This window comes from Rhizobium sp. BK379 (assembly GCF_014193955.1).
Classification (GTDB): domain Bacteria; phylum Pseudomonadota; class Alphaproteobacteria; order Rhizobiales; family Rhizobiaceae; genus Rhizobium.
The window spans coordinates 472,210-485,341 of sequence record NZ_JACIAD010000003.1 but is presented as its reverse complement, the minus strand read 5'-3'; the positions used below and the strand labels follow the sequence as shown (position 1 = coordinate 485,341).

The 13,132-nt window shown below is 60.3% G+C and carries 12 protein-coding genes; 5 read left to right on the top strand and 7 right to left on the bottom strand.

Annotation, left to right across the window (positions count from 1 at the left end; all coding sequences use genetic code 11):
• Position 1: 1 nt before the first annotated feature.
• Genes FHT93_RS18580 through FHT93_RS18550 form a run of 7 tightly spaced genes read right to left on the bottom strand, consistent with a single transcriptional unit; the run spans position 2 to position 7,137 of the window.
• On the bottom strand, positions 2-955 hold the full coding sequence (locus FHT93_RS18580) for an ABC transporter ATP-binding protein (RefSeq protein ID WP_183848823.1): 954 nt from the start codon (positions 953-955) through the stop codon (positions 2-4).
• A complete protein-coding gene (locus FHT93_RS18575) occupies positions 956-1,972 on the bottom strand; it encodes an ABC transporter ATP-binding protein (protein ID WP_183848821.1) in 1,017 nt (338 codons plus the stop codon).
• Between the two features lie 8 nt (positions 1,973-1,980).
• The gene (locus FHT93_RS18570) at positions 1,981-2,898 is read right to left on the bottom strand and encodes a dihydrodipicolinate synthase family protein (RefSeq protein ID WP_112542632.1); all 918 of its coding nucleotides are present in this window, start codon (positions 2,896-2,898) and stop codon (positions 1,981-1,983) included.
• A gap of 19 nt (positions 2,899-2,917) precedes the next feature.
• Complete coding sequence (locus FHT93_RS18565) at positions 2,918-3,796, bottom strand: ABC transporter permease (RefSeq protein ID WP_183848820.1); 879 nt, start codon at positions 3,794-3,796, stop codon at positions 2,918-2,920.
• Position 3,797: 1 nt separating this feature from the next.
• Positions 3,798-4,757 (bottom strand): ABC transporter permease, encoded by a 960-nt coding sequence (locus FHT93_RS18560; protein WP_113015176.1) that lies wholly within the window; start codon positions 4,755-4,757, stop codon positions 3,798-3,800.
• Positions 4,758-4,811: 54 nt separating this feature from the next.
• A complete protein-coding gene (locus FHT93_RS18555) occupies positions 4,812-6,410 on the bottom strand; it encodes an ABC transporter substrate-binding protein (RefSeq protein ID WP_113015118.1) in 1,599 nt (532 codons plus the stop codon).
• Entirely contained in the window at positions 6,394-7,137 is a 744-nt protein-coding gene (locus FHT93_RS18550) for a FadR/GntR family transcriptional regulator (protein WP_112542629.1), read from the bottom strand. The genes FHT93_RS18555 and FHT93_RS18550 overlap by 17 nt, the downstream gene beginning before the upstream one ends.
• A gap of 190 nt (positions 7,138-7,327) precedes the next feature.
• On the opposite strand from FHT93_RS18550, the gene FHT93_RS18545 reads away from it, so the two are divergent.
• From FHT93_RS18545 to FHT93_RS18525, 5 genes are all read left to right on the top strand, one after another.
• Positions 7,328-8,077 (top strand): GntR family transcriptional regulator, encoded by a 750-nt coding sequence (locus tag FHT93_RS18545; RefSeq protein WP_112542628.1) that lies wholly within the window; start codon positions 7,328-7,330, stop codon positions 8,075-8,077.
• A 68-nt stretch (positions 8,078-8,145) separates the two neighbouring features.
• Complete coding sequence (locus tag FHT93_RS18540; RefSeq protein WP_113015119.1) at positions 8,146-9,663, top strand: putative N-acetylmannosamine-6-phosphate 2-epimerase; 1,518 nt, start codon at positions 8,146-8,148, stop codon at positions 9,661-9,663.
• A gap of 51 nt (positions 9,664-9,714) precedes the next feature.
• A complete protein-coding gene (locus FHT93_RS18535; protein ID WP_113015120.1) occupies positions 9,715-11,046 on the top strand; it encodes an extracellular solute-binding protein in 1,332 nt (443 codons plus the stop codon).
• 55 nt (positions 11,047-11,101) lie between these two features.
• Entirely contained in the window at positions 11,102-11,974 is an 873-nt protein-coding gene (locus tag FHT93_RS18530; RefSeq protein ID WP_113015121.1) for a sugar ABC transporter permease, read from the top strand.
• Positions 11,971-12,792, top strand: coding sequence for a carbohydrate ABC transporter permease (locus tag FHT93_RS18525; RefSeq protein WP_113144550.1), 822 nt, complete (start codon positions 11,971-11,973; stop codon positions 12,790-12,792). The genes FHT93_RS18530 and FHT93_RS18525 overlap by 4 nt, the downstream gene beginning before the upstream one ends.
• The last annotated feature ends 340 nt before the right edge of the window (positions 12,793-13,132 follow it).

Genomic DNA, 13,132 nt, shown 5'->3' with positions numbered 1-13,132 from the left:
TTCAATCGAGATCGTCGCGGATACAGGCCTTGTATTGGCCAGGCGCGACCTCCCGCAGTTGAGGAACCGTGGCGGCGCAGGCATCGAGCGCGCTCGGACAGCGCGTGCGAAAGACGCAACCGCTCGGCGGATTGGCGGGGCTTGGAATATCGCCTTTCAGGATCTGCCGGTCACGCCGGGCATCCGGATCGGGTGACGGAATGGCGGAGAGCAGGGCGCGCGTATAGGGATGCTGAGGCCTCGCATAAAGGTCGGCGCTCGGTGCGATCTCCATGATGCGGCCGAGATAGAGCACGATCACCCGGTCGCAGATATATTCAACGACAGCAAGATCATGCGAGATGAACAGCATGGTCAGCCCGAGCCGTTGCTGCAATTCGCGCAGAAGGTTGATGACCTGCGCCTGGATCGAGACATCCAGCGCGGAGACCGGTTCATCGGCCACGATGAATTCGGGCGACAGGGTCAGGGCGCGGGCGATGCCGATGCGCTGCCTCTGCCCACCGGAAAACTCATGCGCATACCGGTTGATCGCATCGGCCGGCAGCTCGACCTGCGCCAAGGCGGCTTGCGCGCGGTCAAGCCTGTCGCGCGCCGATCCGATCCCCTGGATCTTCAAACCTTCCGTAAGGATTTCGCCGATCGTCATCCGCGGCGACAGGCTGGCGAAGGGGTCCTGGAAAATATACTGCATGCGCGGCCGTTGCCGTCTCAGCGCCGAGGCAGAAAGGTCGGTCAGTTCCTTCCCGTCGAAGCGGACGCTGCCTGACGAAGGTTCGACCAGCCGAAGCACGGAGCGCCCGATCGTGGTCTTTCCGCTGCCGGATTCGCCGACAAGCCCGACGACTTCACCCTTGCCGATATCGAAGGAGATACCTTGCAGGATATTCAGCCGCGCACCGCGGGACGTATAGTGTTTCGAAAGGTCACGGACGGAGAGCAGGGGTTCGCTCATCTAGATCTCCTGCCATCTGATGCAGCGGCTGCGATGCTGCGAATTGATCTCTTCAAGCGCGGGAACCGCGGTGCGACAGGCATCGACCGCGAATTTGCAGCGCGGCGCAAAAGCACAGCCGCTCGGCATGTTCATCAGGCTCGGGACCATGCCGGGAATGGCTGCGAGCTTTTCACCCGCCTGTTTCATCCGTGTCGCGTCGCCAAGCCGTGGCATGGAAGCGAGCAGGCCCATCGTATAGGGATGCTTCGGATTGCGGAAAACCTCGCCGACCGGGCCTTCCTCGACAATCCTGCCGGCATACATGACCGCGACGCGATGGGCAATTTCGGCGACGACGCCGAGATTGTGCGTGACGAAGAGCATCGCCATGCCGCGCTCGCGCTGCAGCTTGAGCAGCAGATCGAGAATCTGCGCCTGGATCGTCACGTCGAGCGCAGTGGTCGGCTCGTCTGCAATCAACAGTGCCGGATCGCAGGCGAGCGCCATTGCGATCGTGGCGCGTTGGCGCATGCCGCCGGAGAGTTCATGCGGGTATTGGCCGGCGCGACGTCTGGCGTCCGGTATGCCGACACTTTCAAGCAGCGTGACGGCGGCATCCATCGCGGCCTTGCGGCTTGCACCGCGATGGATACGGATCGGTTCGGCAATCTGATCGCCGATCGTGAAGACGGGGTTGAGGCTCGACATCGGCTCCTGGAACACCATGCCGATGTCGTCGCCCCTGATCCGGCGCATGCTCTCCTCGTCGAGAGAAACAAGATCCTGGACTGCACCGGAGCGCGTCGTCAGACGGATGCTGCCTGCGGCGATCACCCCGATGTTGCGGGTGAGCAACCGCATGACCGAGAGGCTGGTCACAGACTTGCCGGAGCCGGATTCGCCGACGAGAGCGAGCGTCTCGCCGGCGGCGACCGTCAGGTCGATATCGTTGACCGCCGTGATCTCGCTGCCGCGGACGCGGAAGACCGTTCGCAATCCCTTGATGTCGAGTACGGGTTCGGCGGTCTGTTCCATCAGTTCTCTCAGTTCAGAAGGCCGGTCGCGCGCAGGATCCCGTCGATCCGTGCGGTTTCGGCATCGTTCAGAGCGGCGCGCGGTCGCGGCATCACGGCGGAATCGATGATGCCGAGGCTGCGCATGGCGGCCTTAAAGGCGCCGATGCCGGATGCGCCGCCGCTCACACGACCCTGCGCGACCCAAACGATTTCGAAGAGACGGCAAAGCCGCTCCTGCTCCTTCTTGGCGGCAACCCAGTCACCACGCTGGGCGGCATCCCAAAGGCGGACGTAGCCGTGGGGATCGACATTGGCGATACCGGGAACGACGCCATGCGCACCCATCAGGAGAGCATTGTCGACGACGATCTCGGAGCCGGTCATCAGGAAGATGTCCTTGTGTTCGGCGAGGTCGAGGAGCGCGTAACGGAAGTTGCCATCGTCGCCGCTGGAATCCTTGAGGCCGATGATCGTGCCTTCCTTGGCGAGCGTGACGACGGTCTGCCGTTGAAGCTTGACGTGCACGCAGACGGGGATGTCATAGGCAACCAGCGGAACGTCCACCGCGTCGCGAATATAGCGGAAGTGATCGAGGATCTCGGACTGGCTGGTGACGGTGTAGAAGGGTGCGGTCACCACGACTGCATCGGCACCGGCCGCCTTTGCAACCTTGGAATGGGCGATGACGCGATCCGTGGTCGGATCGATGACCCCGACGATCAGCGGCACGCGCCCATTCACCACCTTGGCGGAATGCTCGATGATCTCACGCCGGGTCTTTTCGTCATGGAAGATGACTTCGCTCGTCGACCCCAGCACGAATACGCCGTGGCAGCCGGCATCGATCAGATGTTCCAGCACGCGTGTGTAGGAGGGGTAGTCGACGGTGAAATCCGGATTGAGCGGCGTGACGACGGGGGGAACAACGCCCTTGAATTTGGTCATTTTCTCTTTCTTTCGATTGTCAGTTCAGTTCGGCACGAGGGTCGAAGGCATCTCTGAGGCCATCGCCAATGAAGTTGATTGCAAGCACGGCAAGGATCAACGCGGCACCGGGGAAGAGCCATTGCCACGGATATTGTTCGAGCACGGCCGTCGAGCGGGCCGCATTCAGCATGTTGCCCCAGCTTGCCGCCGGCGGTGCGATACCGAGACCGAGGAAGGAGAGGCCCGCCTCGAGCAGGATGGCATTGGCAATCTGCAGCGTCGCATAGACCACAAGGATATCGATCGAATTCGGCAGGCCATGTCGGAAGAGCAGGTGGCCGATGCCGGCACCCATACCGCGCGCGGCCATGACGAAGTCGCGCTCGCGCAATTCCAGCAGTCGGGAGCGGATCATGCGCGCAAGCAAGGGCCATGAGAGAAGCGAGATGACGACGACCGTCGGCCAGATGCCGGTGCCCGCAATCGAGGCAAGCACCAGCAGGAAGATGACGGGCGGCAGGGTCATCACCAGATCGACGAAGCGCATGGAGGCTGCATCGGCCCAGCGTCCGGCAAGCGCGGAGATGGCTCCGAAAAGAAAGCCGATAACCGCGGAAAGAGCCGTCGATGCGACGGCAACCAGCAGCGAAATCCTGCCGCCTTCCAGCACTCGCGCAAAGACATCGCGGCCGACACCGTCGGTTCCGAACCAGTGCGTCATCGTCGGACCGCTGTTCATCGCCAGGAGATCGATGTCATTTGGCTGGAAAGTCCACCACAGCGCGTAGGAGAGGATCAGCGCCAGCATGGGAACTGCGATGCAGATGCCGGCAACGGCGGCGCGATTGTGCAGAAAGCGTTCGAAGGCGCGGGCAAGTGGCCCCGGGCTGCGGGATTGCGGAGAGCGTGCCAGCATGTCAGCCCACCTTGATGCGCGGATCGACAACCGCATACGTGATGTCGGTCAGAAGATTGACGACGATGACGCAAGCGCCGATGATGAGCGTTGCCCCCATGATGACCGGGTAATCACGGGTCTGCACGGCATCGACCAGCAGAAGCCCCATGCCCGGCCAATTGAAGACACTCTCGATGAAAATGGCGCCGCCGATCGCAAGGCCGATGGTCGAACCGATCAGCGTCACGATCGGAAGGAGTGCATTGCGCAGGGCATGCTTGGCGATCACCCAGAACTTGTGGACGCCCTTGGCGCGCGCTGTGCGGACATAATCCTGGTTCAGGACTTCGAGCAGCGAAGCGCGCATGTAGCGCATGATCAATGCGCCCTGTGCGACAGACAGAAGGGCGGCCGGCAGGATCAGGTGATGCAGGAGATCGCCAACCGAGAATTCCTCGCCAGGGGTCAGCATGCCTCCTGAGGGCATCCAGTGCAGCCGGACCGAGAAAACATAGAGGCCGATCAGCGCGCTGAGAAATGCCGGGCTCGAAATGCCGGCGAGCGCAACGACAGACAGGGAGAGATCGGCGATGGAATTACGGCGGACCGCGCTGATCACCCCAAAGGCGATGCCGGCAATGACGGCAAAGACAAGTGCAGTGCCCATCAACAGCACTGTCGGACCGATCCGCGACAGAACCAGGCCGAGAACCGGCTGGTCGAGACGCTTGATCGAATAGCCAAGATTGCCCGTCAACGCCTGCTGCAGCCAGCCAAGATACTGGAGGGGAAGCGGCTGATCGAGGCCGAGGCGGCTGCGCAGATCGGCGAGATCGGCCGGCGACATCGGTATGTTCGGATCGATATAGGCATCGATCGGATCGCCTGGCGCCAGGCGCAGCATCAGGAAAATCAGCATGCTCAACGCAATGAGCATGCCTATTCCTATCATCAGGCGTCTGAGACTGTATCGGAGCATCGTAAATCCGTCCGTCAGGGTGGCCGAAGCCACCCTTTAGCTTTGCGGAAACGCCTATTCGGCGACCGACCATTTCTGCGGGTCGGCCTGATAAGGCCCGCCGCCCGGCGCAGGCGTCCAGACGAAATCCTTCACCTTGGCCGAGACGACGCCGTAGCGATTGGCGACCCAGAGCGTCGCCCAGGGGAGGTTGGTATTCATCACCTTGCAGACGTCCTGATAGGCCGCATCCCGCTTGGCGATGTCCGGCTCGCCAAGCGCCGTATCGAGTGCCTTCGAAAGGTCAGGCATGCGAACTCTGGCGACGTTCGGTCCGGCCGGCGGAATCTGCTTCTCGTTGAGGCCGACATTGATGCTTCCGGCATCCGGTCCGTTCTGAAGCCCGGCATAGACCATCTGGAATTGGGCGATATCCGGCTTCGCGTTCAGCACGATGCTGTTATAGGTCGGCGTATCGACGGCACGCGGAACGATATTGATGCCGACCTGGGCAAGCATGGCCTGGACTGCGGCAAGGACATTGGTCGCCAAAGGCGTGGTATAATAGGTCAGAAGCGTGATTGGTTTGCCGCCGTTGATCTGATCCCAGCCTGCTTCCGTCAACAGTTGCTTGGCCTTCTCCGGATCATAGGCATAGTTGTCGATGCCCTGCGGTATCAGTTGCTCGGCAACGTAGGCGCAGTTGGCGGGTTTGGCCGCGCCGCCATAGAGGCTCTTGATGATGGCATCGCGATTGATCGCATACATCACCGCCTTGCGGACCCGCACATCCTTCCAGATCGGCGAATCGTGATTGAAGCCGAGATAGTTGACCACGAAGGAGTCACCTTCGATGACCTTGAAGTCCTTGCTGTCCTTGAAGGTCGGGACGTCGTTGGAATCGACATAGGTGAACTGGATCTCGCCGGATCTCAGCGCCGCAATAGCGGCTGCCGGATTGGCGAAATAGCGATTGATGACGCGCTCCAGTGCAGGCTTGCCACCGCGATAGTCGGTGTTGGCGGCAAGTTCGACATATTGATCCGAGACGTATTTGGTAAACTTGAACGGACCGGTGCCGATCGGAGTGGTGGACCACCATGTGCTCTTCGCCAGTTGGTCGGCCGGTATCGAGGAGAGCGCATGCTCCGGCAGCATCATCACCTTGGTCATCGTATCGAGCAGACTGCCGCTCGGTGCGCTGAGCTTGATGACGACGGTGTGGTCATCCGGCGCCTCGACAGACGAGACGGCCTTCAGGCGTGCTGCGAGCACCGAACCGGTTTTCGCATCCATCGCAAGGCCCATGGTGAACTTTGCGTCCTTGGCGGTAAACGGCTTGCCGTCGTGCCATTTGGCATCCGCCAGCTTGAATGTGTAGGTCAACTGGTCCGGGCTGACCTCATAGGAGCTGGCCAGTGCGCCGACGACCTTCTGCAATTTCTCGTCATAGGTAATGAGCGGTTCGTAATAAACGCTGAGCCAGGTGAAACCGGAGGTCGCGGCAAGCGGATTGAAATTACCCTGGAAACCGCCTGGACCGACATCGAAACCGCCAGATAGCGTGGCGGCCTCAGCCTTTGTTGCGATGGTCGAAGCGACAAGTGCCGGAACGGCAACCGTCGACAGCATGGCGCCGAGCGCGGCTACGGATAATCTAGACAGTCTTTTCATGTGTTCCTCCCACGTTTGAACTTGTCTTGTTGTTGGCAATTACTTGGGCAATGCCCTCGTAGTGGCGATCCATGCGCTTGCGCGCTTCCTCCAGATCCTTCGCCTCGATCGCATCGACAATTGCGGCGTGATCCCGCCAGGTCGCCATGGGATCGATATTCTCGAGGTTGACGAAATCCGATGCCTTGTAGAAGGCGAGCCAGAAGACATCGATCAGTCGGACGAGCGTCTCATTGTCTTGGCAGCGAAACAGCAGCCGGTGGAAAAGCTGGTCATCCTCGGCGAAGGTTTCGCCGCGTTCGGCATGGACACGCATCCGGTTGACGGTCGCACGCAGCTCGGCGAGATCCTCCGCGCCGATCATCTCGATCGTCTTGCCGATCAAACCCACCTCAAGCGTGCGGCGAATTTCGATCACTTCTTCGATCTGTCGCAACGCCCCGCCGAGGCCATAGGCAAGGTTGTCTAAAAGCGGCTCGAAGGAAAAGGCCTTCACGAAGATGCCGACGCCGCGCCGCGTCTCCAGAACTCCGAGCGATTCCAGCGCCTTGATGCCTTCGCGCAGCGAATTGCGGCTGACGCCGAGCTGGGCGGCGAGCTCTCCCTCGGCAGGCAACATCGTTCCCGGCGCCAGGCCGTTATCATGGACGTAGGCGCGCAGGCTTTCCTGCACGGATACATGCAGCAGCGGTGCGCGTGTCAACGGCTTCATCGATTTCAACGCCATGCCTGATCTTCTCTTCGCCTCGTCGATAAGATGCGAGCTACATATCCACTTGTAGGATATCTGTCAAATGGGCAGGTTTGGAACTGTCTGTGGAAAACAGGTTGCGACCAAGGCGATTGCCCCGTCATCTTAATACCAGTATAGATCCAGAGGGGGTTCGCAGAAAAATTTTGAGAGCATCGGGAACACTATGGCGACGGATGAACTGATCGACGTGATCGGCAAGGAGTTACAGGCCTCGGCATCGGGTCTGCCGCTCTACAAGCGGCTAAAGTCCGCGATCGAAACTGCGATCCTTTCGAATGCGGTCAAGGCAGGCGCCGTTCTGCCCGGAGAGCGGGTGCTTGCGGAAGCCCTGTCGCTTTCGCGCGTGACGATACGCAAGGCGCTGGCGCTGCTTGAGGAGGAGGGCTTTCTCAATCGCCGCCACGGTTTCAAGACCGAGGTCGGATCACGGGTCGAAAAGTCTCTTTCCACACTCACGAGCTTCTCGGAGGATATCCTTGCGCGCGGGCTTACTCCCGGATGTATATGGCTTTCCAAGCAGATAAGCCGACCGTCCCCCACGGAAATGATGGCGCTCGGAGTGGCCGGAAACAGCCATATCCTGCGCATGAAGCGCATCCGCACAGCCGATGGCGTGCCCATTGCCGTGGAGACGTCAACGGTCCCCGTTCGCTTCATTCCGTCGGCAAGCCTGGTCGGCGATTCCCTTTACGAAGCGCTGCAAGCACGCGGGTTTCTTCCTCAGCGTGCCGTCCAGCGTATGCGTTCGCGGGCGGCCTCAGCTGAGGATGCGCAATATCTCCATTGCGAAGCTGGAGCGCCGCTGCTGATGACGGAGCGCCGCTGTTTTCTTGGTGACGGCCAGATCGTCGAATATTGCGAGAGCCGCTACAAGGGCGATGTCTATGACTTCGTGTTCGAGCTAACGCGATGATACCAGTCATAAACTGGTTGTAATCTGGTACTTTCCAATTATCGTGATGCTGAAATGGAGTGTCACGATTGCAGCGCGACGACATCAAGAAAAGCCTTATCGTTTCCTGCCAGCCGGTTCCCGGCGGGCCGACGGACACGGCTGAATTCGTCATTGGATTTGCGAAAGCCGCCGTCGATGCCGGTGCGAAGGCATTGCGGATCGAATCCGTCAGCTACGTGACAGCGGTACGCCCTGCCGTGACCGTACCGATCATCGGCATCGTCAAGCGCGATCTCGATGACAGTCCGGTGCGGATCACGCCCTTCGTTGCCGATGCCGAAGCGCTGGCGGATGCCGGCGCCGACATCATCGCCTTCGATGCGACGGATCGCGTTCGGCCGGCATCCATCGAAGCGCTGGTCAAGGCTGTCAGGGCTCGCGGCAAGCTGACAATGGCAGACTGCTCGAACCTCGAAGACGCGCGCACCGCTTTGGCAGCCGGGGTCGATTTCGTTGGCACAACGCTTTCCGGCTATGTCGGCGGGCCTGAGCCCGTCGATCCGGATATCGACCTGATCAGAGCGATGCGAGCGCTCACACCCTATGTCATTGCCGAGGGTCGCATTCGCACGCCCGAGCAGGCGGCAAGTGCCGCCGACGCCGGAGCATTCGCCGTCGTGGTGGGCTCGGCGATCACCCGCACCGAGCATGTGACCTCGTGGTTTCGCGATGCCGTTGCCGCGGCCTATGATGCCGAAAGCCTGCAGACGGCGCTTGCCATCGATATTGGCGGCACGAAGACGATGGCCGCGCTGGTCAGAGGCAGCGACGTGCTGGATGAAATGACGGTGCCGACGGCACGGGAAGCAGGTCCGGATGCGTGGCTTGCTACGATTGCCAGCTCTACTCGATCGTGGGCGGATCGCTATTCCCACGTCGGCATTGCCGTCACCGGCTTCATTCAGGATGGATGCTGGTCGGCCCTCAACCCGGCAACGCTCGGGATCCCCGACCGCTATCCGTTGGTTGACAAGGCGAGCGCCGTTTTCGGCAAACCGGTTTTTGCGATCAACGATGCGCAGGCGGCCGCTTGGGGAGAATATCGGTTTGGCGCCGGTAGTGGTGGCGATCTGGTGTTCCTGACTATCTCGACCGGCATCGGCGGCGGCATTATCGTCAATGGTCGTGCGCTGACCGGGCTTGCCGGCCATTTCGGACTGATCCGTGGTCCGTCCGCCGGGCAGTCGCCGCTTGAAGATCAGACGTCCGGCCGCTGGATCGCGGCGGAGGCCCAAAAGGCCGGGCATCCGGGTACCGCAGCCGAAGTGTTCGAGCAGGCCGACCGCGGCGAGACCTGGGCTGGCGAGATCGTCTCGCAATCGGCATTTCGTGCGGCAACGCTCTGCCGCGACATCAAGATGATGCTCGATCCGAGGCATATCGTCATCGGTGGCGGCATCGGCCTTGCATCCGGTTATCTCGACCGCATGCGCGATTGTTTTGCGGGTGTCGATCCCAGGCTGACGCCTGTTCTGGTGGCCGCCAAGCTCGGCAGCCGTGCGGGTATCATCGGCGTGGCGAGCCTTGCAGTTCAGGGTGACTGATGAATTCCGGAAGACATCGATCCTAACCTAACCAAAAAAGAGGGAACTACGATGACATTGAACAGAACGACCCTATCCGCGCTTGCCGTACTTCTCGCAAGCGTTGCTCTGCCTGGTACGTCCAATGCGACAGTCACCGTTCTCGGCTGGCCGGGCGGTTCGGAAGAAACGGCGCTGCGAGCAACCGTCGAAGAATACAACAAGACAGCCGGCATCAGCGATGCCGACAAGGTCGAGCTTTTGTTCTTCAACCGGGAGGGCTTCTTCGACAAGCTGCAGGCCGACATGGCAGCGGGCTCGACCGCCTTTGATATCAATCTCGTCGCCACTTACTCGATCGGCCGTTACGCGCCGTATATGGAACCCGTCGATCTCGGCGATGGCGCTGCCAAGACGTTTGGCGAATCCGTGCTGAAGACCATGCAGTTCGATGGCAAGCAGTACGGCGTGCCGACGGACCTGTCGCTGCATTTCATGTATTACCGCAAGGATCTGATCGATGCGCTGATGAAGGACGATGCGGCCAAGAAGAAATATGCCGAAATCGCCAAGCAGTATCTCGGCAAGGAATTGCAGCCGAAGGATCCGGACAACTGGACCTGGGACGATTGGGCGGCGACGGCTCTCTACTTCTCCAAGCAGGTCAATCCCGAAAGCCCCGTGCGTTATGGCACGGTCCTGCAGATGAAGAACCTGCTTTTCAACATGATGGTGTTTCAGTCTTTGCCACGCTCCTACGGTGGAAACTGGACCGATGAAGAAGGCAATATCACCGTCGATTCCAATGCCTACAAGACTGGCCTCGAACTCTATAAGAAGCTTTACGACGCTGGCGCTTCGCCCAAGGATTCGCTGAGCTACGAATATGCCGAGACCAATGCCGCGTTCGGTTCCGGTCAGGCGGCAACGGCCCTTCAGTGGAATGCGGCTGCCGCGGATCTCACCAGTGCCGAGAAAACCCCTGCCGTTGCCGAGGTCACCGGTATCGTGGCGCCGCCGGCCGGGCCGGATAGCCGGGCCGACCATATTCACGGCCTTGGCCTCGGCCTCAACAAGAACGCCAAGAACAAGGACGGCGCCGTCAAATTCCTGAAATGGCTGGCGAGCGAGGATGCCGCCTTGCTCTATGCCCGAAAGGGCGGTTCGCCAGCCCTTACGCCTGACGTTGTGGCGAAAGTCGCCAAGGAACGTCCGGATCTTGTCAAGCTCGGCGAATTTGCCAGCAAATACGGCTACGTTATGAACGGCGCCACCTCGGCCAACGCCCTCTCGGTCTACGAGCTGCAGGCCAAGGAATTCACCGGCTACTGGTCGGGCCAGCAGAACCTCGACGATACCCTGGCTCACACCAAGGCCGGAATGCAGGACCTCTTAAAGAAGTGATGTCAGCCGGACGCCTTGCCTCCTGCAAGGCGTCCGGCCCATCCGGCGGATTGAAATGGCGATCATAAAACGTGCTGAGGCAAGAGCCTATCTCACGCCGCTCGTGGGGTTCCTGCTGCTGTTTCTCGGTTTTCCTGCTGTCATCAACCTCATCTATTCAGTCTCGACCGTCGACTTCCAGACCCTGCGAAGTCCGACGCTGAGCGGCTTCGGCAACTATGTTTCCGTGCTCGCCGATCGCGATTTCTGGCGCGCCACGTCTTTTTCCCTGCGCTTCGGCATTCTGACGGCGATGATCGAATGCCTGCTCGGGCTGTTCCTGGCGATCTTTCTGGCGCCGCTTTTATCGAAGCGATCGGCACTGATGGCGCCGCTCATGCTGCCGCTGATGGTGGCGCCCGCCATGATCGGCCTGATGTACCGGCTGGTGCTTCACGAATTTGCCGGGCCTGTGCCCTATTATCTCTTCATGTGGTTTGGCGACAGCCCGGCCTTTCTCGACGTTTCACACGCATTGTGGACCCTGATCGTGGTCGAAACCCTGCAATGGACGCCATTCGCCTTCCTGCTCTTCTACATGGCCTATGTCGCAGTGCCGATCGACGTGCGTGAGGCAGCCGCGCTCGATGGGGCCTCGGCCATTAAAACCCTCTGGTTTGTCGAGCTGCCGTTGATGCTGCCGACACTGGTGATCGCCTTTTTCATCCGTTTCATCGACGGCTTTCGCGTGTTCGACAATGTCTACGCCCTGACGGGCAGCGGCGCAGGCGGCTCGACGACATCATTGTCGATCTATATCTACCAGGCGTTTTTCAAGGAGGGCGCGATCGGCAAGGCTGTTGCGGCTTCCGTCGTCCTCTTCCTGACGTCGCTGATCGTGCTCTACGGCCTCAACTGGCTGGCTGGCCGCAGGAGGCGTGAGCCATGATAAACGCACTGCGCTGGATCGTCTTTGCCGTTGCCGCTCTCGCAATGAATTTTCCGGTCATCGTCACGCTGGTCACGTCGTTCAAAAGCGCGCGTGAGCTTTCGATCAATCCCGGTTTGTGGATCAATCAGCCGACGTTCGAAAATTACCTGCGTGTTTTGACGCAGACCGATCGCTTCAACATCTATTCCTATCTTTGGAACAGTACCGTTGCCTCATTGATCGGCACCGGGCTTGCAATCCTGCTTGCTTTTCCCGCTGCCTATGCGATCGCAAGGAGCGAGGTAGGCAAACACACGCTGCTGCCTGTTGTCATCAATCTGCGCGCCGTGCCGCTCATCATTTTCGCGATCCCGCTCTACATGATGTACCAGTTTCTGGGACTGCTCGACACTCAGCTTGGCCTCGGCCTGATCCTGACGATCGTCAACACGCCGCTGGCGCTCGTCATCCTCGTCAATGCGATTTCCGACGTTCCGCTGGAACTGGACGAGGCGGCGAGGGTGGACGGGGCGAGTTCGTGGCAGATCATGGTCAGCATCATCCGGCCGGTGGTGCGGCCCGCAATGGTGACGACCTTCATCTTCGGCTTTATCACCGCCTGGAACGAGTTCCTCTTCGGGCTGATGCTGACGACGAACAAGGCAGTGCCGATGACTGTCGGTGCATCGTTCTTCTTTGCCGCGAGCGGCGGCGGCGTCCAATGGGGGACCGCGTCGGCGGTCATGATCCTCGGCGCTCTGCCGCCTGTCCTCCTCGGCTTGCTGATGTATCGGCAAATTTCGGGCTCGATGACGGCGGGGGCTATCAAAGGCTAGGCGAGGCGGAATTCGAACAATCTCAGTATCGCCATGACGTCCAGTACCTCGCCAACTGGAAATGACTGCGTGAGGCGGTCGCCCTACCGAAATGCGCCGTAAGTCCGTTTTTGCCTTATTGCCTTCGAGCTGAGGGTCCTACGGGCGGTGTCGCCAGTTCCTATCCCAGAGCACCAAACGGCAGGGCTTACGGCTGAGTCGTGCCGGTTGCTGCGAGTCTTTCTGGCAACACCTATGGGGCAACTGAAATCTTGGACGCATTTGACTGGCTTAGAGCGTTTCGGTTGCGATATCAGTAGGACTGCAAAAGCGATTTGCACGGTCGGGACAGCTGGAGAAG

Coding starts and splice junctions, on each gene's coding strand:
- FHT93_RS18580 (WP_183848823.1), bottom strand. CDS start 955: ATGAGCGAACCCCTGCTCTCCGTCCGTGACCTTTCGAAACACTATACG.
- FHT93_RS18575 (WP_183848821.1), bottom strand. CDS start 1,972: ATGGAACAGACCGCCGAACCCGTACTCGACATCAAGGGATTGCGAACG.
- FHT93_RS18570 (WP_112542632.1), bottom strand. CDS start 2,898: ATGACCAAATTCAAGGGCGTTGTTCCCCCCGTCGTCACGCCGCTCAAT.
- FHT93_RS18565 (WP_183848820.1), bottom strand. CDS start 3,796: ATGCTGGCACGCTCTCCGCAATCCCGCAGCCCGGGGCCACTTGCCCGC.
- FHT93_RS18560 (WP_113015176.1), bottom strand. CDS start 4,757: ATGCTCCGATACAGTCTCAGACGCCTGATGATAGGAATAGGCATGCTC.
- FHT93_RS18555 (WP_113015118.1), bottom strand. CDS start 6,410: ATGAAAAGACTGTCTAGATTATCCGTAGCCGCGCTCGGCGCCATGCTG.
- FHT93_RS18550 (WP_112542629.1), bottom strand. CDS start 7,137: ATGGCGTTGAAATCGATGAAGCCGTTGACACGCGCACCGCTGCTGCAT.
- FHT93_RS18545 (WP_112542628.1), top strand. CDS start 7,328: ATGGCGACGGATGAACTGATCGACGTGATCGGCAAGGAGTTACAGGCC.
- FHT93_RS18535 (WP_113015120.1), top strand. CDS start 9,715: ATGACATTGAACAGAACGACCCTATCCGCGCTTGCCGTACTTCTCGCA.
- FHT93_RS18530 (WP_113015121.1), top strand. CDS start 11,102: ATGGCGATCATAAAACGTGCTGAGGCAAGAGCCTATCTCACGCCGCTC.
- FHT93_RS18525 (WP_113144550.1), top strand. CDS start 11,971: ATGATAAACGCACTGCGCTGGATCGTCTTTGCCGTTGCCGCTCTCGCA.